The organism is Bradyrhizobium oropedii (genome assembly GCF_020889685.1).
Classification (GTDB): domain Bacteria; phylum Pseudomonadota; class Alphaproteobacteria; order Rhizobiales; family Xanthobacteraceae; genus Bradyrhizobium; species Bradyrhizobium oropedii.
The window spans coordinates 1-22,702 of the sequence record NZ_JACMYO010000017.1 but is presented as its reverse complement, the minus strand read 5'-3'; the positions used below and the strand labels follow the sequence as shown (position 1 = coordinate 22,702).

General features: G+C 64.8%; 22 protein-coding genes. 17 read left to right on the top strand and 5 right to left on the bottom strand.

Annotated features, from left to right (window positions below; genetic code table 11):
- Window positions 1-102: 102 nt before the first annotated feature.
- The 9 genes from H8A95_RS07485 to H8A95_RS07445 all read left to right on the top strand — a co-directional run bounded on the left by H8A95_RS07485 (window position 103) and on the right by H8A95_RS07445 (window position 9,932).
- Complete coding sequence (locus H8A95_RS07485) at window positions 103-1,770, top strand: amidohydrolase (RefSeq protein ID WP_229182585.1); 1,668 nt, start codon at window positions 103-105, stop codon at window positions 1,768-1,770.
- Window positions 1,770-2,858 (top strand): CobW family GTP-binding protein, encoded by a 1,089-nt coding sequence (locus tag H8A95_RS07480; protein WP_229182613.1) that lies wholly within the window; start codon window positions 1,770-1,772, stop codon window positions 2,856-2,858. The genes H8A95_RS07485 and H8A95_RS07480 overlap by 1 nt, the downstream gene beginning before the upstream one ends.
- Window positions 2,859-2,903: 45 nt before the next feature.
- Window positions 2,904-4,217 (top strand): ABC transporter substrate-binding protein, encoded by a 1,314-nt coding sequence (locus H8A95_RS07475; RefSeq protein ID WP_229182584.1) that lies wholly within the window; start codon window positions 2,904-2,906, stop codon window positions 4,215-4,217.
- A 1-nt stretch (window position 4,218) separates the two neighbouring features.
- Window positions 4,219-4,950, top strand: a complete 732-nt coding sequence (locus H8A95_RS07470; RefSeq protein WP_229182583.1) for an ABC transporter ATP-binding protein — start codon at window positions 4,219-4,221, stop codon at window positions 4,948-4,950.
- On the top strand, window positions 4,937-5,635 hold the full coding sequence (locus H8A95_RS07465) for an ABC transporter ATP-binding protein (RefSeq protein ID WP_229182582.1): 699 nt from the start codon (window positions 4,937-4,939) through the stop codon (window positions 5,633-5,635). Before H8A95_RS07470 ends, H8A95_RS07465 begins: the two co-directional genes overlap by 14 nt.
- Before the next feature lie 16 nt (window positions 5,636-5,651).
- Window positions 5,652-6,518 carry a branched-chain amino acid ABC transporter permease gene (locus H8A95_RS07460; RefSeq protein WP_229182581.1) on the top strand — a complete coding sequence of 289 codons (867 nt, stop codon included), beginning with the start codon at window positions 5,652-5,654 and terminating at the stop codon, window positions 6,516-6,518.
- Between the two features lie 26 nt (window positions 6,519-6,544).
- On the top strand, window positions 6,545-7,543 hold the full coding sequence (locus H8A95_RS07455; RefSeq protein WP_229182580.1) for a branched-chain amino acid ABC transporter permease: 999 nt from the start codon (window positions 6,545-6,547) through the stop codon (window positions 7,541-7,543).
- A 65-nt stretch (window positions 7,544-7,608) separates the two neighbouring features.
- On the top strand, window positions 7,609-9,621 hold the full coding sequence (locus tag H8A95_RS07450; protein WP_229182579.1) for a copper amine oxidase: 2,013 nt from the start codon (window positions 7,609-7,611) through the stop codon (window positions 9,619-9,621).
- Window positions 9,622-9,647: 26 nt separating this feature from the next.
- Window positions 9,648-9,932, top strand: coding sequence for a hypothetical protein (locus tag H8A95_RS07445; RefSeq protein ID WP_229182578.1), 285 nt, complete (start codon window positions 9,648-9,650; stop codon window positions 9,930-9,932).
- Here the strand turns inward: H8A95_RS07445 and H8A95_RS07440 are convergent.
- From H8A95_RS07440 to H8A95_RS07430, 3 genes are all read right to left on the bottom strand, one after another.
- The gene (locus tag H8A95_RS07440; protein WP_229182577.1) at window positions 9,918-11,270 is read right to left on the bottom strand and encodes an aminotransferase class III-fold pyridoxal phosphate-dependent enzyme; all 1,353 of its coding nucleotides are present in this window, start codon (window positions 11,268-11,270) and stop codon (window positions 9,918-9,920) included. The two genes, H8A95_RS07445 and H8A95_RS07440, sit on opposite strands and share 15 nt — an antisense overlap.
- Window positions 11,271-11,389: 119 nt before the next feature.
- Complete coding sequence (locus H8A95_RS07435) at window positions 11,390-12,055, bottom strand: HAD family hydrolase (RefSeq protein WP_229182576.1); 666 nt, start codon at window positions 12,053-12,055, stop codon at window positions 11,390-11,392.
- Complete coding sequence (locus H8A95_RS07430) at window positions 12,052-13,314, bottom strand: Tm-1-like ATP-binding domain-containing protein (protein ID WP_229182575.1); 1,263 nt, start codon at window positions 13,312-13,314, stop codon at window positions 12,052-12,054. Before H8A95_RS07430 ends, H8A95_RS07435 begins: the two co-directional genes overlap by 4 nt.
- 224 nt (window positions 13,315-13,538) lie before the next feature.
- Between H8A95_RS07430 and H8A95_RS07425 the strand changes: the two genes are divergently transcribed.
- From H8A95_RS07425 to H8A95_RS07405, 5 genes are all read left to right on the top strand, one after another.
- Complete coding sequence (locus H8A95_RS07425) at window positions 13,539-15,023, top strand: aldehyde dehydrogenase (protein ID WP_229182574.1); 1,485 nt, start codon at window positions 13,539-13,541, stop codon at window positions 15,021-15,023.
- Window positions 15,020-16,408, top strand: coding sequence for a transaminase (locus H8A95_RS07420; protein WP_229182573.1), 1,389 nt, complete (start codon window positions 15,020-15,022; stop codon window positions 16,406-16,408). Before H8A95_RS07425 ends, H8A95_RS07420 begins: the two co-directional genes overlap by 4 nt.
- Entirely contained in the window at window positions 16,408-17,205 is a 798-nt protein-coding gene (locus H8A95_RS07415) for an SDR family oxidoreductase (RefSeq protein ID WP_229182572.1), read from the top strand. The genes H8A95_RS07420 and H8A95_RS07415 overlap by 1 nt, the downstream gene beginning before the upstream one ends.
- A gap of 53 nt (window positions 17,206-17,258) precedes the next feature.
- The gene (locus tag H8A95_RS07410; RefSeq protein WP_229182571.1) at window positions 17,259-18,029 is read left to right on the top strand and encodes an SDR family NAD(P)-dependent oxidoreductase; all 771 of its coding nucleotides are present in this window, start codon (window positions 17,259-17,261) and stop codon (window positions 18,027-18,029) included.
- A gap of 196 nt (window positions 18,030-18,225) precedes the next feature.
- Window positions 18,226-18,489, top strand: coding sequence for a hypothetical protein (locus tag H8A95_RS07405; protein WP_229182570.1), 264 nt, complete (start codon window positions 18,226-18,228; stop codon window positions 18,487-18,489).
- Window positions 18,490-18,551: 62 nt separating this feature from the next.
- Here H8A95_RS07405 and H8A95_RS07400 read toward each other — a convergent pair whose 3' ends face one another.
- On the bottom strand, window positions 18,552-18,926 hold the full coding sequence (locus H8A95_RS07400) for a hypothetical protein (protein ID WP_229182569.1): 375 nt from the start codon (window positions 18,924-18,926) through the stop codon (window positions 18,552-18,554).
- Between the two features lie 304 nt (window positions 18,927-19,230).
- On the opposite strand from H8A95_RS07400, the gene H8A95_RS07395 reads away from it, so the two are divergent.
- Window positions 19,231-19,782 (top strand): DUF3617 domain-containing protein, encoded by a 552-nt coding sequence (locus H8A95_RS07395; protein WP_229182568.1) that lies wholly within the window; start codon window positions 19,231-19,233, stop codon window positions 19,780-19,782.
- Window positions 19,783-20,001: 219 nt separating this feature from the next.
- On the top strand, window positions 20,002-20,592 hold the full coding sequence (locus H8A95_RS07390) for a DUF3617 domain-containing protein (protein WP_229182567.1): 591 nt from the start codon (window positions 20,002-20,004) through the stop codon (window positions 20,590-20,592).
- A gap of 72 nt (window positions 20,593-20,664) precedes the next feature.
- On the opposite strand, the gene H8A95_RS07385 is transcribed toward H8A95_RS07390, so the two are convergent.
- Window positions 20,665-21,252 (bottom strand): hypothetical protein, encoded by a 588-nt coding sequence (locus tag H8A95_RS07385; protein ID WP_229182566.1) that lies wholly within the window; start codon window positions 21,250-21,252, stop codon window positions 20,665-20,667.
- An 88-nt stretch (window positions 21,253-21,340) separates the two neighbouring features.
- On the opposite strand from H8A95_RS07385, the gene H8A95_RS07380 reads away from it, so the two are divergent.
- A partial coding sequence (locus H8A95_RS07380; RefSeq protein ID WP_229182565.1) for a DUF5801 repeats-in-toxin domain-containing protein occupies window positions 21,341-22,702 on the top strand: 1,362 nt, incomplete at its 3' end.

The following is a 22,702-nucleotide window of genomic DNA, read 5'->3' as shown; positions in this document are numbered from 1 at the left end:
ACATGCCGAACGTTTGGCGTCACGCTGGTGTCGTGCGCGGTTCGACCGCTGTGCACCGCACAGTGAGCGCCCCAGGCTTTCCCAATCGAGAAGTTGATCCGTATGAACAGGACATTCGCCGACACGGTCTTCCGGAACGGTCGGATCTACACGTCGAACCGGGCGCAGCCCTGGGCGGCGTGCGCGGCGGTCAAGGCCGGCCGGTTCATCGCCGTCGGCGAGGAGCGCGACGTCGCTTCGCTCGTCGGCGAGCGCACTGCGACCGTCGATCTGCGCGGACGGATGGCGATGCCGGGGATCGTCGACATCCACAATCACATCATGATGGGCGGGCAGGCCGATCTCTACGAGTTGCGCTTCTCCAACGCCGACAGCGTGCCGAGGATCGCCGAGACCCTGCACAAGGCCGCCTCAGCGGCTAAGCCCGGCGCCTGGATCGTCGGTGGGCAGTTCGGCAACAATCTGCTGAACGAGATGAACACCGCGGAGTCCTGTGCGCTGCTGGACGCGGCGTGCCTCGGACACCCAGTCGTGCTGCGCGACGACACCTATCACAATCGCTGGGCGAGCTCGGCGGCACTGCGGCTGGCCGGCGTACAGGCCGATACCCCCGATCCGACCGATGGCGAGATCGGCCGCGACCTCAAGACCGGGACGCTGACCGGGATCATGATCGAAGCCGCCTCGGGTCTGGTGGAGCGGGCGCTCGCGGCCTCCGGACACTATACGCCCGAGATGGACCGTGCCGCGGTGGCGCGCTCGATCGGGGTCCTGAACACCTATGGCGTCACCGCCTTCATCGATGCCGCCAGCATGCAGCCGATCCTGGCGGCGCTGAAGGGGCTCGACGACCGCGGCGAGCTGACCGCCTGGGCGGTCTGCGCGATGCCAGTGGTCGAGCCGGGCTTCATGTTCGGCAAGGCCGGTGAGGAGCTGTTTGCGCTGCGCGAGGACTATCGCGGCGCGCATGTGAAGCCTGACTATGTGAAAGTGTTCCTCGACGGCGTGCCGGGCGCCAAGACCGCGGCCTTCCACGAGCCCTATGTCGCCGATCCCGTGCGCGGCTGCTGCTTCCGCGGCGCCACCATGCTGACGGTGCCCGACCTGATCCGCTGGCTCGGGCGCTGCGAGAAGCTCGGCTTGGCCGCGAAGATCCATTGCGCGGGAGATGCCGCGGTGACCCAGGCGCTCGACGCCATCGACGTTGTGCGCAGCTTCAACGGCTCGACGCATCTGGTGCATCAGATCGCGCATGCGAGCTACATCGCGCCCGACGACATCAAGCGCTTCGCCGAGCTCGGCGTCGCGGCCGATCTGTCACCGATCATCTGGTATCCGACCGTCTTCCTCGAGGCGCACAAGGCGGCGATGGGCGAGGAGCGCGCGCAGCGCTTCTGGCCGAACAAGGATCTGAAGGAGGCCGGCGCGCTGATGGCCGGCGGCTCGGACTGGCCGGTGATTCCGATCCCCGATCCCTGGCAGGGTATCGAGGGCATGGTGACCAGGCAAAATCCCACCGGGGATTTTCCCGGCAAGTCGCTGTGGGCCGAGCAGGCGCTCGATCTCGCCACGGTGATCGACATCTACACCATCGACGCCGCGCGTGCGGCGGGCCTCGGCCAATCGATCGGCTCGATCGAGGTCGGCAAATCGGCCGATCTGATCGTGCTCGACCAGATGATCTTCGACATCCCGCAGGATCAGCTTGCCGATACGCGGGTCGAGATGACCTTCTTCGAGGGCCGCAAGGTCTACGAGCGGGGCGCGTGATGGCAGCGGTGGACCAGATCCCGGTCACAGTGCTCACCGGTTTTCTCGGCAGCGGCAAGACCACCGTGCTGAACCATTTGCTGCGCCAGCCGGAGCTCAACGGCGTCGTCGCTATCATCAACGAGTTCGGCGAGGTGGCGCTCGATCATCTCCTGGTCGAGAGCAGCGAGGATCGCCTGGCGCTGCTCGACAATGGCTGCATCTGCTGCTCGGTGCGCGAAGACCTGATCGAGACGCTGGCTGACCTTGCGTCACGCCGTGCGGCAGGGACGATCCCGCCGTTCCACCGCGTGCTGGTCGAGACCACCGGGCTCGCCGATCCCGTGCCGGTGCTGCACACGCTGATGACGGCGCCCGATGTCCTCAGTCGCTACCGGATCGACGGCGTGGTCGCGACCGTCGATGCCGTCAACGGCGCGCGCACCCTCGCGGCCCACAGCGAAGCCGTCAGGCAGATTGCCGTCGCCGACCGGCTGCTCGTGACCAAGACCGATGTTGCCGCCGATGATGAACTGTCACGGCTCGACGTGCGGCTCGCAGCGATCAATCCGGTCGCGGCTCGCCATCACGTCCGGAATGGGATCGTCGATCCGGCCAAAGTCCTTGATGCCGGGCTGTTTGATCCGGCGGCCCACTCTGCCGATGTCGTGCGCTGGTTCGATCTGGCAGCGCAGGCCGCGAACGCGCCGCATCATCACGTGGAGCACCATTGCGACGACGAGGATTGTGGCCATCACAGCCACCACGCGCACAACACGGACGTGTCGTCCTACAGCCTGATCATCGACGAGCCGATCCAACGCGAGGCGTTCGCGCGCTGGCTCGACTACGTCGCAGCGCTCAAAGGTGAAGACCTGCTGCGCTTCAAGGCGATCGTGCATGTCGCCGAGCAACCCGATGCGCCCGTCGTGGTGCATGGCGTGCAGCACGTCTTCCATCCGCCGATCACGCTGCAGGGCTGGCCGTCGGCGGACCGGCGCTCGCGTCTGGTCTTCATCGTGCGCGGCATCCCGCGCCAGATTATCGAGAACACATTGTGCAAATTTGCGGCGGTGAGCCGTGCCGCGATCCGGCGATCGGCGGCGTGAGCCCGCGGTCAAGCAATTTCATCATTAGTTGTGGAGGGAGAGGACATGACTGAGACAAAGAACAATTCGGCGTCCGGCCGGCTCGACCGGCGTACGCTGCTGAAGGCGGCCGGTGCCACCGGCCTCGCTTCCGCGATGAACGTGCCGCTGGTGAACGTCGCGCGGGCCGCCGGCAATACCATCAAGATCGGCTGGGTCGGTTGTCTCTCCGGCGTCCGCGCGCCGTTTGCCGAGCCCGACACCTGGATCCATGAACGTATCAAGGCCCGGCTCAAGGACGGCCTGAAGATCGGCGGCAAGACCTGGCAGGTCGAGTTCATCTTCAAGGACAATCAGTCCGACCCGAACCGCTCGTCGGTGGTGGCGAGCGAGCTGGTGCTGCGCGAGAAATGCGACCTGATCCTGATCGAGGATGGCGACGCGCAGGCTCCGGTGCAGGAGCTCGCCGATGCCCGCGGCATTCCGTCGATTTCGACCATGGTGCCGTGGCAGGGCTGGATGTTCCCGCGCAAGTCGACGCCCGACAAGGGCTTCCCCTACAGCTATCACTTCTTCTGGGGCGCCGATGATGTCGTGAAGAATTTCCTCGGCATGTGGCAGTCGGTCGAGACCAACAAGAAGGTCGGTACGCTCTACATCGACAATCCCGCAGGTCAGGCGTTCTCCGATCCGAAGGTCGGTCTGCCCGGCGGCATTGCGGGGGCCGGCTATCAGGAATTCTCCGCCGGAAAATTCCAGATCGCGACCGACGACTTCACCAACCAGGTGTCGTCGTTCAAGAGCAACGGCGTCGATATCGTGTCCGGCTTCACCTACGGCAATCACTGGGTGACACTGTGGAACCAGGCGGCGCAGGCCGGCTTCAAGCCGCAGATCTGCACGGTGGCGGCGGCTTTCCTGTTCCCCAGTGCGGTGAACGCGCTCGGCGATCGCGGCGACGGCATGTCGACCGAGGTGTGGTGGACGCCGGCCTATCCGTTCAAGTCGTCGCTGACCGGACAGAGCGCCGCCGAACTCGCCGCGGAATGGGAGAAGACCACCGGCAAGCAATGGACCCAGCCGATCGGCTACGCGCACGCTCTATGGGAGGTTGCGCTTGCCGCTTTGCAGAACAGCGACCCGAAGGACAAGAACTCGTTGCGCGATGCCATCGCGGGGCTCGACATGGAGACGGTGGTCGGACCCGTGAAGTTCAAGGGGACGCCGATCAAGAACGTCGCGGTGACGTCGCTGTCGGGCGGGCAATGGCGCAAGAGCAAGGGCGGCAAGTCGAAATACGAGCTCCTGATCGTGCACAACGGCACCGCGCCTTTCATCCCGAAGCAGGCCGATCTCCAGCTGCTCTCCAAGCTGGCCTGAGATGGCACCGCTTCTGCGCGTCAGCGGGCTCTGCAAGCGCTTCGGCGAGATCGTGGTGGCCGACAATGTCAGCTTCGAGCTGGCGCGCGGCGAATGCCTCGGCGTGATCGGCCCGAACGGCGCCGGCAAGAGCTCGCTGTTGAACCTGATCGTCGGCCTGCTCACGGCCGACGGCGGTTCGATCATGCTCGACGACAAGGAGATCACCGGCCTGCCGCCGCATCGCCGGGCACGGATGGGGCTCGGGCGGGCGTTCCAGATCCCGCAGCCGTTTCCGCATCTCTCGGTTTATGAGAACGCGCTGGTCGCCGCGTCCTACGGCGCGGGCCTGTACGGCGAGGCGGCAACCAGCTGGACCATGGAGGTGTTGCAGCGCACCGGGCTCGACGCCAAGGCGGACAAGCTCGCGGGCGCCTTGCCGCTGATCGATCGCAAGCGGCTGGAATTCGCCAAGGCGTTGGCCTCGAAGCCCAAGCTGATCCTGCTCGACGAGATCGCGGCCGGGCTGACGGAGCCCGAAGTCGAGCGCCTCGTTGCGATCATCAAGTCGGTGAAAGCAGATCACGCCATGATCTGGATCGAGCACATTCCGCACGCCTTGCGCGCAGTGTCGGATCGCATCCTGGTGCTCGATTTCGGCCGCAAGGTGCTGGAAGGGCCGCCGGCCGAGGTGATGGACAGCGCCGTGGTGCGCGAGATCTATATGGGATTGAAGGCCGATGGCGTTGCTTGATGTGAACGGCCTGCAGATCTTCTACGGCGATCTCCAGGCCGTGTTCGACATGAATTTCACCGTCGCGGACGGCGAGGCGGTGGCGCTGGTCGGCGCCAACGGCGCCGGCAAGTCGACCTTCCTGAAGGCGCTGGTCGGGCTCAACGAGGAGCGGCGCGGGGCGGTGCATTTCGACGGCATCGACATCTCGCAGATGCCGGCGGAGGACGTCTCGCGGCTCGGGCTAATCATGGTGCCTGAAGGCCGGCTGCTGTTCGATTCGCTAACCATCGAGGAGAACCTGCTGATGGGCAGCGTCAACCGGCGCAAGGGCAGCTGGACGCTGCGGCGGGTGTTCGACCTGTTTCCGATCCTTGAAGAGCGGCGGCGGATGTTTCCCGGGCAGCTCTCCGGCGGCCAGCAGCAGATGGCGGCGATCGGCCGCGCGCTGATGTCGAACCCGCGGCTGCTGCTGTGCGACGAGATTTCGCTCGGGCTGGCGCCGGTCGTGGTTGAGCAGATCTACCGCTCCTTTGCCGACATCCGCCGCGAGGGCACCGCCGTCGTACTGGTCGAGCAGGATGTCAAGCGCGCGCTCGCGACGTCGGAGCGGATCTATTGCCTGTTGAAGGGGCGGGTGTCGCTGAGCGGCCCGGCGCAAGGCTTGCAGCCGGAACAGCTGACGCACGCTTATTTCGGAAACTAGCCAGGATTGGCATGACATGATCTGGGTTGAGACATTGATCAACGGGGCCCTGCTGGGCGGGCTCTATGGCCTGCTCGGCATCGGGCTTGCTTTGGTGTTCGGCGTGATGCGCGTCGTCAACATCGCGCATGGCGAGTTCATGGTGCTGAGCGCGTTCTGCGCTGTGCTGCTGTCCAACCTGTTTCCCCAGGTCTCGCCGCTGTTGATGCTGATCCCGGTGATCGCGTTGTCGTTCGCGGTCGGCTGGCTGTACCAGGCGCTTATCGTCAACCGCGTGGTGACGTCGCCCGATCCGCTGTCGCCGTTGCTTTTGACCTTCGGCGTCTCGGTGATCCTGCGCAACGTCATGGTCGAGATATTCGGCGCCGACGTGCGCAGCCTCCAGGTCGGCGAGCTGTCGCGCGCCAGCCTCGAGGTTGCCGGCCTCAACATCGGCATCATGCCGCTGCTGACCTTGGTGCTCGCCGCATTGCTGTTCATGGCGCTGCAGCTCGTGCTGCGCCATACCGAGTTCGGGCGGATCGTGCGCGCCACCGCCGACCGCCGCGACATCGTCCGGCTGTCCGGGGTCAAGCCTGACCGGGTCTATAACTACGTCATGGGCCTGTCGCTCGCACTCGGCGCGATCGGCGGCGTGCTGCTTGCGGTGCGGTCGAGCTTCACGCCGTTCTCGGGCGCCGAGCGGCTCTTGATCGCCTTCGAGGTCGTCGTGCTCGGCGGGCTCGGCTCGTTCTGGGGCGCGCTGCTCGGCGGCATCGCGCTCGGCATGGCGCAGCTGATCGGGCTGAAGATCGATCCGAATGCCGGGCTGCTCTACGCGCATCTCTTGTTCTTCATCATGCTGCTGATCCGCCCGTCGGGTCTCGTGTCGAGCAGGGTGTGACGCCGATGCCGACACGAACAATTCTCATGGCTTCTGCCATCGTGCTCGTCGCGGTCATCGCCGGCGCGCCCTTCGTGCTGAACGAAGGTTTTCTGCGGCTTGCGACCGAGTGCCTGCTGCTGCTGACGATGGCGCAGATGTGGAACCTGCTGGCGGGCTATGCCGGACTGGTCTCGCTCGGCCATCAGGTCTTCATCGCTTTCGGCGCCTATGCGCTGTTCCTGACCTCCGGCTGGCTCGAGGTCACTCCGATCTGGGTGTTGCCGGTCGCGCCGCTCGTGGCGGCGGCGGTCGCTGCGATCATCGCCTTTCCGCTGTTTCGTTTGCGCGACGCCTATTTCTCGATCGCGATGTGGGTGTTCGCCGAGATCATCGGCGCCTTCACGATGAAATCGCAGGCGGTCGGCGGCACGTCGGGTGTGCCGCTCGCCACCAGCAAGCTGATCGATTTCGACTGGTTCGAGCCGACCATGTTCTGGCTCGCAGGCGGCCTGACGCTGGTCACCATCGCGGCATTGTACAAGATGATGACCTCGAGCTTCGGGCTCGGGCTGATGAGCGTGCGCGACAATGATCTCGCCGCGATGAGCGTCGGCGTCGATGTCCGGCACAATCGCTTCATCGCCTTCGTGCTGTCGGCGGCGGGATGCGGGCTTGCCGGTGCGTTGAGCTTCATGGGCAATCTGTTCATCGCGCCGCTGGCGGCGTTCGACGTCAACTGGTCAGTCTACATGATGTTCATCGTGATCATCGGCGGCATCGGAACGTTGGAAGGTCCGATCCTCGGCGTCTTCATCTTCTTCGGCCTGCGCGAGTTGATGACCGGGCCGCTCGGCCTGTCCGGCGGCTGGTATCTGGTTGGGCTCGGTATCATCGCGGTCGTCGTGATGATCGTGGCGCCGCGCGGCATCTGGCCCGCCTTGCGCGATCGCCTCGGCGTCCGGCTGCTCGATGTCCACCGCGCAGCGCCGCGCCCGGCCGTGGCCGCGATCCCGCCGACGACGTCGGAACGGGTTACCGGATGAGGCAGGCCTTCACGCCGTCACCTTTGCTTGTATTCTGACAGTTCTGGCTTTGAGTGGAGGGCGTGATGGCTCTGATTTCCCGGCATGGTGGATTGGCATTGGCCGGCCTGGTTGCAGCGACACTGGCGGCGCCGCTGCCGGTGCAGGCCGAGCGCAGGATGTGGCCGCAGGCGGCCGCAACGCACCCGATGGATGGGCTGACCACGGACGAGATTCGTTCGGTCTCCGAAATCCTCCGCGGCGCCGGCAAGCTCGACGATGCGGCGCGGGTCGTCTCCATGACGGTCGACGAAGACCCCAAGGACGAGGTGCGGGCATGGAAGCCCGGACAGCCCTTCGCGCGCCGTGCCAACGTGACGCTGTTGAGCGGAGGCCATCTCTACGAGGCGCATATCGATCTCGCCGCGCGCAGCCTCGCCGGCTGGGATGAGATCAGGGATCACGAGGCCGCGCTGACCATCGACGAGCTGATGTCGGCCGGCGATTTGCCGAAGCAGGACCCGCGCTGGATCGCTGCGATGGCCAAGCGTGGCATCACCGATTTCCATAATGTGCTGTGCCTGCCGCTGACGGTCGGGCCGGTGACCGATCCGGCCCTGAAAGGCCGTCGCCTGCTCAACGTGCCCTGCGTCGACACCACGGGCGCCGCCAACAATCTCTGGGGCAAGCCGATCGAGAACCTGGTCGCCCAGGTCGATCTCAAGAGCAGGACGGTGCTGTCGGTGACCGATCTCGGCGTGGTGCCGCCGCCGGCGCAGACGCCGTCACACGCCTATGCCGACTCCGGAAAATACCGCAGGCCGCCGAAGCCGATCGAGATCGCCGCACCCGAGGGAAGCAATGTGAAGGTGGAGGGCGGCCAGGTCCGCTGGGACAATTGGTCGTTCCATGTCCGCCTCGAGCCGCGCGTCGGCGCCGTGCTGTCGCTGATCCGCTACGACGACCACGGCACGCTCCGCGACGTCGCCTATCAGATGTCCGCAAGCGAGATGTTCGTGCCCTATATGGATCCGGCGCCGACCTGGTCGTTCCGCGCCTATATGGATATCGGCGAGTACGGCTTTGGCGTGCTGTCCAGCGAGTTGCAGCGCGGCGTGGATTGTCCCGAAGGCGCGCATTATCTCGATCTGACGATCTCGGACACCAAGGGCAATCCGGTCGTCTCCAAGGGCGCGGTCTGCATCTTCGAGCGGCCGACCGGCGATCCGATCTGGCGCCATAGCGAATTGCTCAACAACACCGCCGAGGTGCGGCCGAACAACGAGCTGGTGGTTCGAATGGCCCCGGTGGTCGGCAATTACGATTATCTGGTGGACTACGTGTTCGACCGCGCCGGCAATATCGATGTGCGGCTCGGCGCCTACGGCATCGATGCGACCAAGGGCGTCGCAAGTCGGACACTGAGCGACCCGACGGCCGCGCAGGATACCGCCTACGGAACGCTGGTCGACGAGCGGCTGCTTGCGGTCAATCACGATCACTACATGACGTTCCGGATCGACATGGACGTCGACGGCGCCTCGAACCGGCTGGTCGAGGATCGCTTCAGCGTCCGCCGGCTGGAGCAGGGCCAGCGCAAGAGCCTGTGGCAGGTCGACACCAGGCCGGTCGCGACCGAAGGACCGGTCACGACGCCGCTGAGCGCGGCGCAATTCAGGATCGAGAGCACGGGCAAGACCAACAAGCAGGGCTACCGCACGAGCTATCAGATCATGCCCGGCCACTCCGACGTCTCCTTGCTCGCCAAGGACGATCCGATCCAGCTGCGCGCCGGCTTCAGCGCCTACACGCTGTGGACCTCGGCCTACGCCAGGGACGAGCGCTACGCCGCGGGCATGTATCCGAATGAGAACCCTGAGGTCGACGGCCTGCCGAAATGGACCGCGGCGAAGCGGCCGATCGAGGACCGCGACCTGGTGCTCTGGTACACGGTCGGTTTCCGCCACGTGCCGCGCGCCGAGGATTGGCCTGTGATGCCCGGCCTGTGGCACGGCTTCCGGCTGCGTCCGTTCAACTTCTTCGATCGCAATCCCGCGCTCGATGTGCCGCCGATGGTGAATGCCAGGGACACCAAATGAGGGGCCGCGCGCATCGCGCTGGAGCGGTGGCCGGCGCGCTGCTGACGTTGCTGGCGACAGGGCCGGCCGCGCTTGGCGCCGCGGTCGAAAGCGCTGACGATGCGTCCTTGCTCTATTTGAGCAGCAGCGACTGGGACCGGCAGACGACGCCGCGCAAGGTCGCGCTCGCGGCCGACTTCATGCGGATCTTTTGCACTGTTCAGACGATGTCGGCCGCATCGCTGGCCGACTGCCTCGACCGCAACGCGGTGGATGGCGCGCCGTTCGAGCGCGCCATGGCCTGCGTCAGCGCACTGTCAGCCGGCCGCTGAGAGGCCGGCGTCGATCCCTTCGGCGATCCGCTTCACGTCGGCTGACGTGAGGATCAAGGGCGGTGACAGGATCAGGTTGTTGCCGGAGACGCGCAGCATCACGCCGGCCTCGTAGGCGACATCTGCGACCTTTGCCATCGTCTTCTTGTCGGCAGGCTTCTTGCTGTCGCGATCGGCGACGAGCTCAAGCGCTGCCATCAGGCCCTTGCCCCTGACGTCGCCGACCAGCGGATGCTTCGCCTTGAGCGCGGCCAGCGCCTGCGCGAGGTCCTTGCCGCGCGCGGTGGCATTCTCGTCAAGCTTGAGGCGGCGGGTCTCCGCGAGCGCCGCAAGGCCCGCGGCACAGCCGACCGGATGGCCCGAATAGGTATAGCCATGGCCGATCGAGCCGAACGTCGTGGTATCGGCCTCGAAGGCTTCCGCGACCTGCTCGCCGATCAGCGTCGCACCGAGCGGGAAATAGCCGGAGGTGATCGCCTTGGCCATCGTCATCATGTCGGGCTTCACGCCCCAGAGCCGCGAGCCCGACCATGCGCCGGTGCGTCCGAAGCCGGTGACGACCTCGTCCGCGATCATCAGGATGCCGTGACGGTCGCAGATCTCGCGCACGAGCTTCATGAAGCTGTCCGGCGGCACGATCACGCCGCCGGCGCCTAGCACCGGCTCCATGATGAAGGCGGCGATAGTGTCGGCGCCCTGAAATGCGATCTCCTCTTCCATCGCCGCCGCACAGAGCTGCGCGAGCTTGGCTGGATCGGTCTCGTTGAACGGATTGCGATAGGTCGACGGCGCCGGGATATGGAAGACGCCGGGCAGCATCGGCTCGTAGTTGCGGCGGAAATTGGCGTTGCCGTTGACAGAGGCGCCGCCGAAATGGGTGCCGTGATAGCCTTTCTTCAGCGCCAGGAACTTGGTGCGGTCGGCCTGGCCCTTGATCTTCCAGTATTGCCGGGCCAGCCGCAGCGCGGTCTCGACCGAGTCCGAGCCGCCTGAGGTGAAGAAGGCGCGGACCATGTCCTCGGGCTTGAACCATTCGGTGAGCTCGTAGGCGAGCTCGATCGAGGGACCGTTCGAGGTGCCGCGGAAGCCCGAATAATAGGGCAACGCGCTGAGCTGGTCTGCGATCGCCATCTTGATCGGATCGCAGCTGTAGCCGAGATTGACGTTCCAGAGGCCGCCGACCGCATCGATCACGGTCTTGCCGTCGATGTCGGTGACCTGGACGCCTTCGCCCTTCATCACGATCCGCGGCGGCTGCGTCCGCATCTCGGCGGGATGGGCCATCGGGTGCCAGATCGGCTTGGCGTTGTTCTCAACCAGGAAGTTTCTGTCGCGCATGATTGCTCTCTGTCCGGCTGGAGCCTTTTCCGTTCCGATGGAATCGGAACGGGGCTCCAGATTCTAGCTTTAACGCGTTTTCTTCACGCGAACCGGTACCCACTTCGCTCGAAAACGCTTTAGTCGAATTGCAGCCCGAAATGCCGCAGCGCCTCGCTGTAGGACGCCGCCGGGTTTCGCACGTCGAACAGCACCGTGCGCATGTTGCACGCAGCGGCGCCCGTGATGTTGCGGCGCTGGTCGTCGACGAAGACGCAATCTTCTGCCTCCAGCCGCAGTTCGTCCAGCACGCTTTGATAGGCGCGCCGATCGGGTTTCAGGATCCCGGTATGGGTCGCGTCGACGATGGTCTCGAAGCGCTTGAGGATGGGCAGACGGGTGCGGAAGTCGGCGCCGTAGAACAGGTCGAGCTCGTTCGAGAGGATGGCGAGCCGGAACCCGGCGTCGGCGGCGAGAGTGATCGCACGCTCCGCTTCGGGGCGGATCACGGTTTCGGGGTCGGCACCGCGCGCGCGTTTCACGAAAGTCTCCATGTCGCGCCAGTCTTCACCGAGCATGCGGCCGACCTCGCGGCTGCGGGTCAGCCAGTAGTCGCGTTCGGAAATCTCGCCACGCTGCATCGACATCCAGAGCGGATCGCTGTCGGGGGCGAACGGTCCGAGCCATTTCAACGTGCACGGTGCGAGCCCGAGCGTGCGCTCGGTCAGGTCATGGGTCTCGAACAGCGTCTTCGAGATCACGCCGCCGAAGTCGAGCACCAGCGCCTGGGCGAGCGGACGGGTCATGCGGCCGCCGTGGTGCGGCCGGGGCGGACAATGCCGGCTGCGACCCATCGGTCGAAGATACCGAGCACCGTTTCATTGAATGCCGCGCTATTGATGTGATCCCTGATCTCGTGCAGCTCGACCGGTGGCTGGACCGCCGAGCGCATCGCGTCGACAAAGGCGGCGAGGGCGTCGGGATCGTGCAGAGCCTCGCCCTCGCGGTCCCATTGCTGGATGCCACCCGTGGGCAGCACGAAGGCAACCGGCGCGCTGGCTTGGGCCAGCTTCTCGGCAATCGCGCGCGCGATCCGCTGGCGATCGGCGGCGCCTGAAGTGGCCGACGCAAGCAGCCGGTTATGCGCGTGGAACGGGCGATCCGACAGCTCCTTTGGAACGCCAAGCCATGCCGGGAAGTCGACCATATCGATCGCCCCGGGCGCGACGATCTGGGGAATGCCCGCTCTGCCGGCATTCTCCAGCCGGTCGGCACCGGAATTGACCACCGAGCCGGTGAGCTGATTGGCGACTTCCTGCAGGCTGAGGTCCAGCACCGCGGCAAAGCCGCCTTGGGCCGCGATCGACTCCATCGCACGTCCGCCCATGCCGGTGGTGTGGAAGACGACCACCTCATAGCCGCGGCGCTCGAGCTGCGGCTTGAGCTCGACCATGTAGTGCAGGCAGCTCTTGCCAAGCGACGTGATCGCAACGACCGGCCGGTCCCGGTTAGGCTTGATCGCGCTCCTGGCTGCGCCGACGATCGCGCCGCAGGCTTGCGACAGCACGGCCATGCAGGTGCCGTTGAGGCCATAGAGGCCGCCGGCCCACAGGATCATCATCAAATCGGCCGCGACGCGCTCCGGCGGGATCAGATGCGAGAATGCGACGGTCGAGACGATCAGCTTCGGCAGGCCGAGCGGCAGCGCCTGCGCGACGTCGAGCGCAAGGTCAGTTCCCATCGTGCCGCCGATGGCGATCACGCCGTCGATGGCATCGCTGTCAGCGAGCTCGCGGGCCAGGTTTGCGGCGCCGATCGCCATCAGCGACATCGCGGAGTTCTCGTCGCCGCTTGATGCAATCGCCTCGATCGTGGTCTGCGCTGCGGCGGCCACCGCGTGCTTGTCATGCGCCGGCTGGTACGGCGGATCGCCGAGCACGCTGATGTCCATCATGATCGTCCTGCCGCCGGCCCGGGCGATGCACTCGCCCATGAACAGCAGTTCGTCGGCCTTGGTGTCTCCCGTTCCGATCAGGAGAATGCGGGGCTGCGTAATCTCAGGCATGACCTTGTCAGTGTTCGCCGGCAGGCGTGAATGATGGTGGGCGACGGGCGTTGCACCGAGCGTGCAGGACGTTCGGCCATCGTGCAATCACGCTATGAGCGCGCCGGCTGCGGTGACATCCACCTATCGGTTGATTGCTGTCAAAGCCTTGATTTGGCGAGGATTGCACCATGCCCGCGGTCCCGGTCGGGAGCCGCATTTTGTCATCGTCACAATGATCTCGCATGCAGCAAGCCCAGATCGATCGATATCGCTCGGCCGTCATTCCGGCCCAACAGCTCTTCATCGGCGGCCGCACCGCGCAGGCGGTCAGCGAGGCACGGCTCGATGTCGTGTCGCCGATCGACGGCAGGCTGTTGACGAGCATTGCCGACGGCGATGCGGCCGACGTCGACCTTGCGGTGAGGCAAGCGCGACGGGTCTTCGAGCAGGGAAGCTGGTCCCGCGCGGCGCCGGCGCAACGCAGGAAGGTGCTGCTGCGGTTCGCCGATCTCATCGAGCAGCACGCGCTCGAGATCGCGGTGCTCGGTGTGCGCGACAACGGCACCGAGATCAGCATGGCCTACAAGGCCGAGCCGCTGTCGGCGGCGGGCACGATCCGCTACTACGCCGAAGCGATCGACAAGGTGTATGGCGAGATCGCACCGACCTCAGGCGACGTGCTCGGGCTCGTGCATCGCGAACCGCTCGGCGTCGTCGGCGTGATCGTGCCGTGGAACTTCCCGCTGATGATCGGTGCGTGGAAGATCGGTCCTGCGCTTGCCGCCGGAAACTCGGTCGTGGTCAAGCCGCCGGAGCTTGCGTCGCTCACGCTGCTGCGGCTTGCTGAGCTCGCGACGGAGGCGGGTCTGCCGGACGGTGTGCTCAACGTCGTCACCGGCCGCGGCGCATCAGCCGGCGAGGCGCTGGCGCTGCATATGGATGTCGACGTGCTTGCCTTCACCGGCTCGGGTGCGGTCGGCCGGCGTCTGCTGGAAGGCTCGGCGCGATCGAACCTGAAGCGCGTGCATCTCGAGCTCGGCGGCAAGTCGCCCAACATCGTGTTCGCCGATGTGCCCGACATCAAACATGCGGCCAAGGTCTCGGCCAACGGCATCTTCCGCAACTCCGGTCAGGTTTGCGTCGCCGGCTCGCGGCTGCTGGTGCAGTCCGCGATCTATGATCGTTTCATGGATGAATTGCTCGACGCGACCGCGAAACTCAGGGTCGGCGATCCCCTCGAACTGACCTCGGATATCGGCGCCATTTCGAGCAAGGTGCAGTTGCGCAAGAATCTGGACGCCGTTGCCCGCGCTGAAGCGCAGGGCGCGAAGCGGATGACGGGCGGCGAGCAGATCCGCGTCGAGACCGGCGGCAACTTCATGGCGCCGGCGATCCTCACCGAGGTGACGCCGGCGATGGAGGTCTGGCGCGAGGAGGTGTTCGGCCCGGTGCTGTCAGTCACGCGGTTCGACAGCGAGGACGATGCCACAGCGCTTGCCAATGCGACGCCCTATGGACTTGCATCGGCGGTGTGGACCGGAAGCCTCTCGACCGCGCATCGTATGGTGCGCGCCATCAAGGCCGGTGTCGTGCACGTCAACGCCTATGGCGGCGCCGACATCACGGTGCCGCTCGGCGGCTTCAAGCAATCCGGCTTTGGACGCGACAAGTCGCTCCACGCCCTCGACGCATATACCGACCTCAAGACCGCCTGGATCGCGCTATGACATCTGCAACCGCTGAACGCACCGGCACTCTGAATCGATTGCTCGACGCCGAGCAGGAGCGCTTTCGGGCGCTGCATCCGCGATCGGCAGCGGCGTGGCAGGAAGGCAGGCAGCATTACCTGTATGGCGGCCCATCGCACTGGATGCGGCGCTGGGCCGGTGGCTTTCCGGTCTATGCCGAGCAAGCGAATGGCGCGCATATCAGGGACATCGACGGACGCGACTATATCGATTTCTGTCTCGGCGACACCGGCGGCATGTGCGGGCACGCGCCCGAGGCGGTGACGGAGGCTGCGCTCGCTCAGCTCAAGCGTGGTGCGACCATGATGCTGCCGACAGAGGACAGTATCTGGGTCGGTGCGGAGCTGTCGCGCCGTTTCGGTCCGAAATACTGGACGCTGACGACGTCGGCGACCGACGCCAACCGCGCTGCGATCCGTATCTCGCGCATGATCACCGGCCGGCGCAAGGTGCTGGTGTTCTCCGGCTGCTATCATGGCGGCGTCGAGGAAGCGCATGTCGAGATCCGCGACGGTCGGGTCGGCCTGCGCAACATGATCCATCCTAACGGCATCGACCATGATGCCGTGAGCCGGGTCGTCGAGTTCAATGATGTTGCCGCGCTCGAGGCGGCGCTTGCGCATGGCGACGTCGCCTGCGTGCTGACCGAGCCGCTGATGACGAATTTCGGCATGATCCCGGTCGATCCTGGTTTTCACCAGGCGTTGCGCGACCTGACCCGGCGCGCCGGCACTGTCCTGATCATCGACGAGACCCATACGCTGTCCTGTGGACCGGGAGGTTATAGCCAGGCGTATGGACTCGAGTCCGACATTCTCGTCGCGGGCAAAGCGATCGCGGGCGGCATCCCGGCCGGCGTCTTCGGCCTCAACGAGGAGATCGCCGAGCGGCTCTGGAAGCTCGTTCCCCATGTTAATCCGCGCCAGCGGCAGTCCGCGCATCTTGGATTCGGCGGCACGCTCGCCGGCAACGCCTTGACGGTTGCCACCATGCGCGCGGTGCTGGAGAAGGTGCTGACCTCTGCGAATTACGAGCGGATGATCGGAACCGCAACGTGGCTCGCGCAGGAAGCGCGCCGGTTGATCGAAGCGGCCGGTCTGCCCTGGCACGTCACCCAGATCGGCGCGCGCGCCGAGATCATGTTCATGCCGAAGCCGCCGCGCAGCGGCGCCGACGTCATTGCCGGGAGACAACCCGATCTCGAGACCTTGCTGCATGCGTTCTACATGAACGAAGGCATTCTGGTGACGCCGTTTCATACCATGCTGCTGATGTGTCCGGCGACGTCGGCCCGGGACGTGGACAAGCACACGGCGGTGTTCGCGCAGTTCATCGATCTCGTGAAAGGGGCGGGAGCAATCTGATGCAGGCGCCTCCGTTCAATCTTGACGGCCGGGTTGCCATCGTCACCGGCGGCGGCAGGGGGATCGGCGCAGCCATCGTGACGAGGCTTGCGCAGGCCGGCGCGACCGTGGTGATCGCCAACCGGACGCTCGATGTGGCCGAGGCGCTGGCGCGTGAACTGGCGGCCGATGGACGGTCGGTGCATTGCATCCCGTTCGACCGGCTCGACCGGAGTAGCTTGCGTGCGATGGTTGACGGTGTCGCAGCCAAATACAGCCGACTCGATATTGTCGTGCACAACGCCGGCGGTTGCCCGTGGGCTTCGCTCGAGGAGCTTGATGAAGCCAAGCTCGACGAGACGCTGGCGCTGAACCTGAACGCCAGCATCTGGCTCGCGCAGGCCGCAGCTCCGCATATGCGCGCCGCCAGGTTCGGGCGCATTCTCATAACGTCCTCGGTATCCGCGCGTGTCGCAATGGGCGGCGGCGCGCATTACTCGGCAGCAAAGGCCGGCGTCAATGCATTCATCCGTGGCGCCGCGTTCGAGCTCGCGCGCGACGGCATCACGGTCAACGGCGTCGAGGCGGGCTTCATCGAGAAGCCGGGCTGCGGCACCATGAGTGCGCCTGAGAGCAAGGCGAAACTCGAACGCTTCATTCCGATGGGACACATGGGGAGTGCCGACGACATCGGCTGCGCGATGCTCTATCTCGCCTCCGCCGAAGCCAGATATGTCACCGGGCAAACCATCGTCGTCGACGGCGGCTCGACGCTGCCGGAGACCGGATTTGCCGTCGAACGGCAGTGGGGAGTCTAGATGAGCATGAGCTTTTCGGAAGACCGGTTTCCACTTTTCCGGATCACGCTCTGATGCCGCGGCTGGACGGAAAGACGGCGCTGGTGACCGGCGCAGCCACCGGGATCGGCCGGGCCACGGCTGCGCTGCTGGCGTTGAGCGGCGCGCGCGTCGTGCTGTTCGGCCTCGGCGACGCTGCGCTTCAGGCCGCTGCGGCCGAGTGCGGCGGGCAGGCGTTCCATGGTGATGTCACCCGGCCGGACGACGTCGCCAGGGCCGTCAACGCCTGCGGCGCGTGGCTCGACATCGTCGTCAACGCGGCCGGCCTGATTGTGCCGGATCAGCCCGCGACCGTCTCCGACGAGGTCTGGGCCAGGACGCTTGATGTCAACCTCACCGGCACCATGCGGGTCTGTCGCGCATCCTTGCCGCTGCTGCGGCAGCGCGGGGGAGCGATCGTGAACGTCGCCTCCGTTGCCGCGTTCAATGCCAGCCCGGATAGCGCAAGTTACGCTGCGAGCAAGGCGGCCGTGGTCGCCTATACGCGTTCGCTGGCTTACGCACACGGCGCCGACGGCATCCGCGCCAACGCGGTCGCGCCCGGCTGGGTGCGTACGCCGATGAGCGCCTATGAAATGCAATTGCTCGCAGACCAGAACGGCACCACACCCGATGCCGAGTTTCGCGGCGTCGAACGGCGGATCGCGTTGGGACGGATGGCCGAGCCGGCCGAGATCGCGGCGTGCTGCCTGTTTCTGGCCTCCGACGAGGCGTCCTTCGTGACCGGTGCGGTGCTGGTCGCCGACGGCGGCGGCCGCTCGCCGACACAGAATCGCGCGGTCTAGAACCTCCTTCCGATTAAATCGGAACGAGGCTCCAGATTTTTGTTCTGACGCGTTTTCTTCATGCGAACCGGGACCCACTTCGCTCGAAAACGCTCTGGAACGGTCGATTGGCGCCGGAGTGTGGCGGCCGGCACCTTGATAGGGACCGGTGGATTTGGCACTCTTGTGCCGTCACGTCATTCGATCGAGGGGCGTTATGAACAAGTCGTTTTCTGTGATCATTGCGGCGGCCGCTTCAATCGTCGTCCTGTCATCGACGGCGGCGCGATCTGGCGAGATTTACCCATTTGGCGATCCGCCGTACCGGCTGGACTACGTGCAGGAGCCTCAGATCGAATCGGGCTGCTGGAAATGGAATTGGCAGCTGTACCAGTGGCAGGACCACTGCCCGGTCTACGTCTATCCGAAGGCTTACATGTTCTCGCGCTCATCGCGCGTCGTGCTCCACACCAAGGGGTGAAGAGCGCTCAGCTGCTTGAAGTGCTCTGCGTCACGCCAATTGGAGCGACGCAGAGCGCACACTCATGAGTGCGCGATGCTGCACGCCACCTGGTGGTGCTTGCCGAAGTTGAGCAGCGCATTTTCCCGGAAGCCATCCAGCCAGACGCCACGGCCGGCATAGCGATAGCCGACGCCCATCGGCACGTGCCGCACATGGATGCCGCCGCGGCCGGTGAGCAGTGAGGCGGTGACCACTTCGCCCTCGACCGACACAGCGCGCGGGCACAGCGGATACTGATGGCCGTTCTCGCAGGTGAACACGATCTCGGTGCAGGTGCCGACTGGTGCCTTCGTGACCAGGCCGAGATCCGCGGCAGTCGCTTGCCGGGAAGTGCCCGACAGCGCTGCGCCCAAAGCCAAAATGCCCGCGACCATGTAGCCAATTCGAATACGCATCTGCGCCCCCTCGTCCAGCGATAGGCAAAGTAATTGAGAAAAAATATCTCGTGCCAAATGAGCAAAAAAAGTCTCCAAGGTCAAACCTGCGGCAGCGGTAGGCACAGGGTTCGAGCGCCGAGTGTTGCAAGTTTGCTGCAATGGAGCGGAATTAGGTTGAGGGCCGTCGTGCTGCGACAACGTGCCTTTACTGGCCACAATTGGCCTGCAAGTGGTGGGGCAGTTAAGTCGTTTCGTGGGACTGCTTCGCGAGCCTGACCGGATCGCATCGCGAACGGGTTTCGGACGAACATCGGGGGTGGGAATGAACTTCCGTGGTGCCATTGCAGTTTCGTTGCTCACCCTGATGTTTATCCCGGCGTCGTCGCTGACGGCGCATGCACAGGCACCATCTCCCCAACCGGCGAGCGGCGGGGACGCAGCGGCCCAGCCCTCTCAACCCTTCTCCGGCCCCAGCTTCCGCAAGGGCTTGTGGCGCTTTATCCGAACGCTCGACGTCGTCAGGACCGCCAACAAGAATTTCAAGTATCGCGTGGTCAACGCGGAGACGACGCGCTGTGTCGACCCGACCTTCGCGATGAAGGCGACCTTTTCGCCGGATCCGGTCGGAAACTGCGTCTCGGACAAGCCCGAAAAAGTCGGCAATCAGTACACCTTCGGGCGCCGATGCGATTACATGGGCGCGGTCACCACCGTCATTACCGTACGCAGCGACGAGGCCTATACCGAGCTGAACGAGGTCAGCACCGGAGAACATCCCAAGACCGACACGGTCGTCGCGACGAGGATCGGCGACTGCGATGACGGAGGTGCAGCCAACTCCGAAAAGTCGGCTCCGGCGCGTTTGCAGCACTAGGTTGGCGATCAGCCAGGGAAGCTGGCAGGCAAGCTTGCCTGCATCAGCTCGTGAGCGGCTGAGCTGCGGGCTTGATTTGCGACCGGCCTGGACCGGCTCATGGCGACGTGCATCCCACAGCGGAGAACCTCAACCAAAAGGGCGAGTATTTACTCGACCTTAACGCGAAGTGTTCTGGAATGAAGTGAGGTTGGGCGTGCTTCAAGTAATAGGCACGCGATGCGCATCATGCGGTCGATAAGGATTCAACAAATGACTTCGCGTGAGGGCTTCGGGCAGTCGAAGGTCTTCGCATGCATGCTTGGCGTCGTGATCGCGCTTTCCGTATCCTTGCTTGCCTCCCATGGCGCGGTGGCCGACGACGGCTTCAACGGACCGACATTCCGGAAAGGCATGTGGCGCTTCGTGCGGACGATGGAGCTCGTGTCGCCGTCGAACGTGCGGCAAAAGCTGCTCGAGCGCGAAATGACCCGCTGTGTTGACCCGACCCAGGCGATGAAGGCGACGTTCTCGTCCCCATCGATCGGAAATTGCCATTCTTCGAGGCCGGAGAAGATCAGCAACAAATACGTCTTCTCCAACCGCTGCGACTATATGGGGCCGGTCAGCACCGTCATCACGGTTTTGAGCGACGAGGCCTACACCGAGGTCAATGAAGTTCACGGGCAGGCGCCGAGGATGGACCGGGTGGTCGCCCGTCGGATCAGCGATTGCCACGAGGATAAGGCTTCGCTTGGCCAGCCAGCCGCAGCACCGAGCGAGGTCTCGCGCGAACTGGAGCAGGAGACGGCTGAAGGCGATCCGCTCTGAGGCGGAGTTTCAGGCCCGGAACGGCTGGACATGGATGCGCCCGTGAGAGCGTGGGCAAGGTCGCGCGTCGCGTTAGATCTTTTGCTGGCCGCCAGGTCCGCTCACCTTGACTGTGATCTTCTGAATTTCGGTGCGGCCGCCCTGATACTTGACCTCGATGGTCAGCGCGTCGTCGCCGAGAAATTCGGGTGGCGCCTTGTAGAAGGCGACATAGGCCGGCACCTCGAGCGCCAGGCAGGCCTTGTAATTGGTCGTCTTGGCGTTCGCTGTCTTCACCACGACCTTTCCGGCGGCTGGTGGCGTGACCAGACGGATGGTCGGCAGCGGCCCCGACGTGCAATCAGGTAACACGTTGAGATAGATGCCGGTTTGAGTCTCCCGGTTGGCCAGGGCGCGAACTTGGCGTTCGACCGTGGTTTGCTGCGGGACCGGTGTTGGGGCTTGTGCGGATGCCGCGCCGATCGAGCCCCAAAGCAAAACCGCGGCGCATCCCCGTAGAATCACCCGCATCGACCGCTCCAAATCGCCGGCAAGGACGAACAGGGCCGGGCAAATACTGCCTTTCGACCAAGTCAGGCGGGCTAAACCATTGTTCTTGCAGCCCCGACCTGTTCGATCTTTACCACACTCGCAGGGAAAGCATTGATTAACCAAATACATTTCTTGACCGGAGGGGAGGGTTAACAATAGCCTAAAAGTAAATTTTTCTACAATTTTTCCTCTAATCGCATTTTTTGCGGAGTCGATAATGCAGGGTTCGTTTCAGGTCGCTCAGGCTACCGGCACCGGCAATTCCACCAATTCGGCTCCCGTACGAATTTACAAGCTGACCAAGCCGCTGACCGATCAGGCGGTCGTCGTCAATCTTGGATACGACCAGAAAGCGAAGGTCGACTTCTCGTCGATCGCCAATGAAAAGATCACGCTGGTTCATATCGGCGAAAAGCTGATCATCCTGTTCGACAACCAGTCGACCGTCACGGTTGAGCCGTTCTTCGACTCCCGTGCGGATGGGCAGAGCAACGTTACGATTGAGATGGCGCCCGGTCGCGACGTCTCGGTCCAGGAGTTTGCAGGCCTGTTTCCGATCGGCACGGATTCGTCCGTGTTGCCGGCGGCCGACAATGGTGGCGCGACCGGCAACGCGCAGGCGAGCGGCGCGAACTTCCGTCCGTTTGCGGTGGATGATCTCGGTCCCGTTCCCACCAACGTTCTGGCTGGGCCGGAAACGCTGCCGAATTTCACCGACACGCCGCCGACCGGTACCAACCTCCCGCAGTCGTCTACTCCTGCTGCCCCCACCATTTCCCTGGGCGCTGCGCCGGATCTGGCCGTGGACGAGAGCTTCCTGACCGTTGCGACCAACGGGATCGCTGGCTCCGGGCTCGGACCCGCAGGTTCGACCGTGGCGACGGGGCTGATCCCGTTCTCGATCACCGTGCCCGGTGGCGAGAAGTCGCTGACCTTCGCGCTGTCGATCAGCGCGCCAGGCGTCGATTCCGGTTTGATCGACTCGCAGACCGGCAACCATGTGTTCCTGTTCCTGGAGAACGGACAGGTCGTCGGCAGGGAAGGAGGTCAGAACGGCCTCGCCAACTTCACGATCTCCGTGGACGCGACCGGCCATATCACGCTCACCGATCTGCGCTCGATGCACGAGGGTACCGGCGAGGTCGGAGGTGACATCAACGAAGGCGTGCATTTGCCCGCCGGGATGGTCACGCTGACGGCGACGGTGACGGATAACAACAACCACACCGGTACCGCGACCGCCGATGTCGGTCCGCATCTGACGTTCCTGGACGATGGTCCGGCGATCTCGTTGAGCGGGACGACGAGCTCGTTGAACACGTTCGAAGCCTATCTGTCGGCCGCGACCAACGCCGGCGTCAACGGCTCGACGCCCGATGCGTCGCCGACGCAGGGGCATACGCTGGGCAAGGAAAACTTCGCCGGCGCGTTCAATGTGGTGACCGGTGCCGACGGCGGAACGACGGCCTATGCGCTGAGCATCGCCGCCAACGGCACCGCGACCAATCTGATCGACAGCGCCTCCGGTCTCGGCGTCGTGCTGGACCAGAGCGGCAACACGATCTCAGGCTATGTGACC

Excerpts from the sequence above, each read along its gene's own strand:
- H8A95_RS07450 (WP_229182579.1), top strand. The coding sequence starts at position 7,609 with ATGGCTCTGATTTCCCGGCATGGTGGATTGGCATTGGCCGGCCTGGTT.
- H8A95_RS07475 (WP_229182584.1), top strand. The coding sequence starts at position 2,904 with ATGACTGAGACAAAGAACAATTCGGCGTCCGGCCGGCTCGACCGGCGT.
- H8A95_RS07460 (WP_229182581.1), top strand. The coding sequence starts at position 5,652 with ATGATCTGGGTTGAGACATTGATCAACGGGGCCCTGCTGGGCGGGCTC.
- H8A95_RS07455 (WP_229182580.1), top strand. The coding sequence starts at position 6,545 with ATGGCTTCTGCCATCGTGCTCGTCGCGGTCATCGCCGGCGCGCCCTTC.
- H8A95_RS07400 (WP_229182569.1), bottom strand. The coding sequence starts at position 18,926 with ATGCGTATTCGAATTGGCTACATGGTCGCGGGCATTTTGGCTTTGGGC.
- H8A95_RS07430 (WP_229182575.1), bottom strand. The coding sequence starts at position 13,314 with ATGCCTGAGATTACGCAGCCCCGCATTCTCCTGATCGGAACGGGAGAC.
- H8A95_RS07480 (WP_229182613.1), top strand. The coding sequence starts at position 1,770 with ATGGCAGCGGTGGACCAGATCCCGGTCACAGTGCTCACCGGTTTTCTC.
- H8A95_RS07390 (WP_229182567.1), top strand. The coding sequence starts at position 20,002 with ATGCGCATCATGCGGTCGATAAGGATTCAACAAATGACTTCGCGTGAG.
- H8A95_RS07410 (WP_229182571.1), top strand. The coding sequence starts at position 17,259 with ATGCCGCGGCTGGACGGAAAGACGGCGCTGGTGACCGGCGCAGCCACC.
- H8A95_RS07485 (WP_229182585.1), top strand. The coding sequence starts at position 103 with ATGAACAGGACATTCGCCGACACGGTCTTCCGGAACGGTCGGATCTAC.
- H8A95_RS07420 (WP_229182573.1), top strand. The coding sequence starts at position 15,020 with ATGACATCTGCAACCGCTGAACGCACCGGCACTCTGAATCGATTGCTC.
- H8A95_RS07470 (WP_229182583.1), top strand. The coding sequence starts at position 4,219 with ATGGCACCGCTTCTGCGCGTCAGCGGGCTCTGCAAGCGCTTCGGCGAG.
- H8A95_RS07385 (WP_229182566.1), bottom strand. The coding sequence starts at position 21,252 with ATGTATTTGGTTAATCAATGCTTTCCCTGCGAGTGTGGTAAAGATCGA.
- H8A95_RS07415 (WP_229182572.1), top strand. The coding sequence starts at position 16,408 with ATGCAGGCGCCTCCGTTCAATCTTGACGGCCGGGTTGCCATCGTCACC.
- H8A95_RS07440 (WP_229182577.1), bottom strand. The coding sequence starts at position 11,270 with ATGCGCGACAGAAACTTCCTGGTTGAGAACAACGCCAAGCCGATCTGG.
- H8A95_RS07405 (WP_229182570.1), top strand. The coding sequence starts at position 18,226 with ATGAACAAGTCGTTTTCTGTGATCATTGCGGCGGCCGCTTCAATCGTC.
- H8A95_RS07465 (WP_229182582.1), top strand. The coding sequence starts at position 4,937 with ATGGCGTTGCTTGATGTGAACGGCCTGCAGATCTTCTACGGCGATCTC.
- H8A95_RS07395 (WP_229182568.1), top strand. The coding sequence starts at position 19,231 with ATGAACTTCCGTGGTGCCATTGCAGTTTCGTTGCTCACCCTGATGTTT.
- H8A95_RS07425 (WP_229182574.1), top strand. The coding sequence starts at position 13,539 with ATGCAGCAAGCCCAGATCGATCGATATCGCTCGGCCGTCATTCCGGCC.
- H8A95_RS07435 (WP_229182576.1), bottom strand. The coding sequence starts at position 12,055 with ATGACCCGTCCGCTCGCCCAGGCGCTGGTGCTCGACTTCGGCGGCGTG.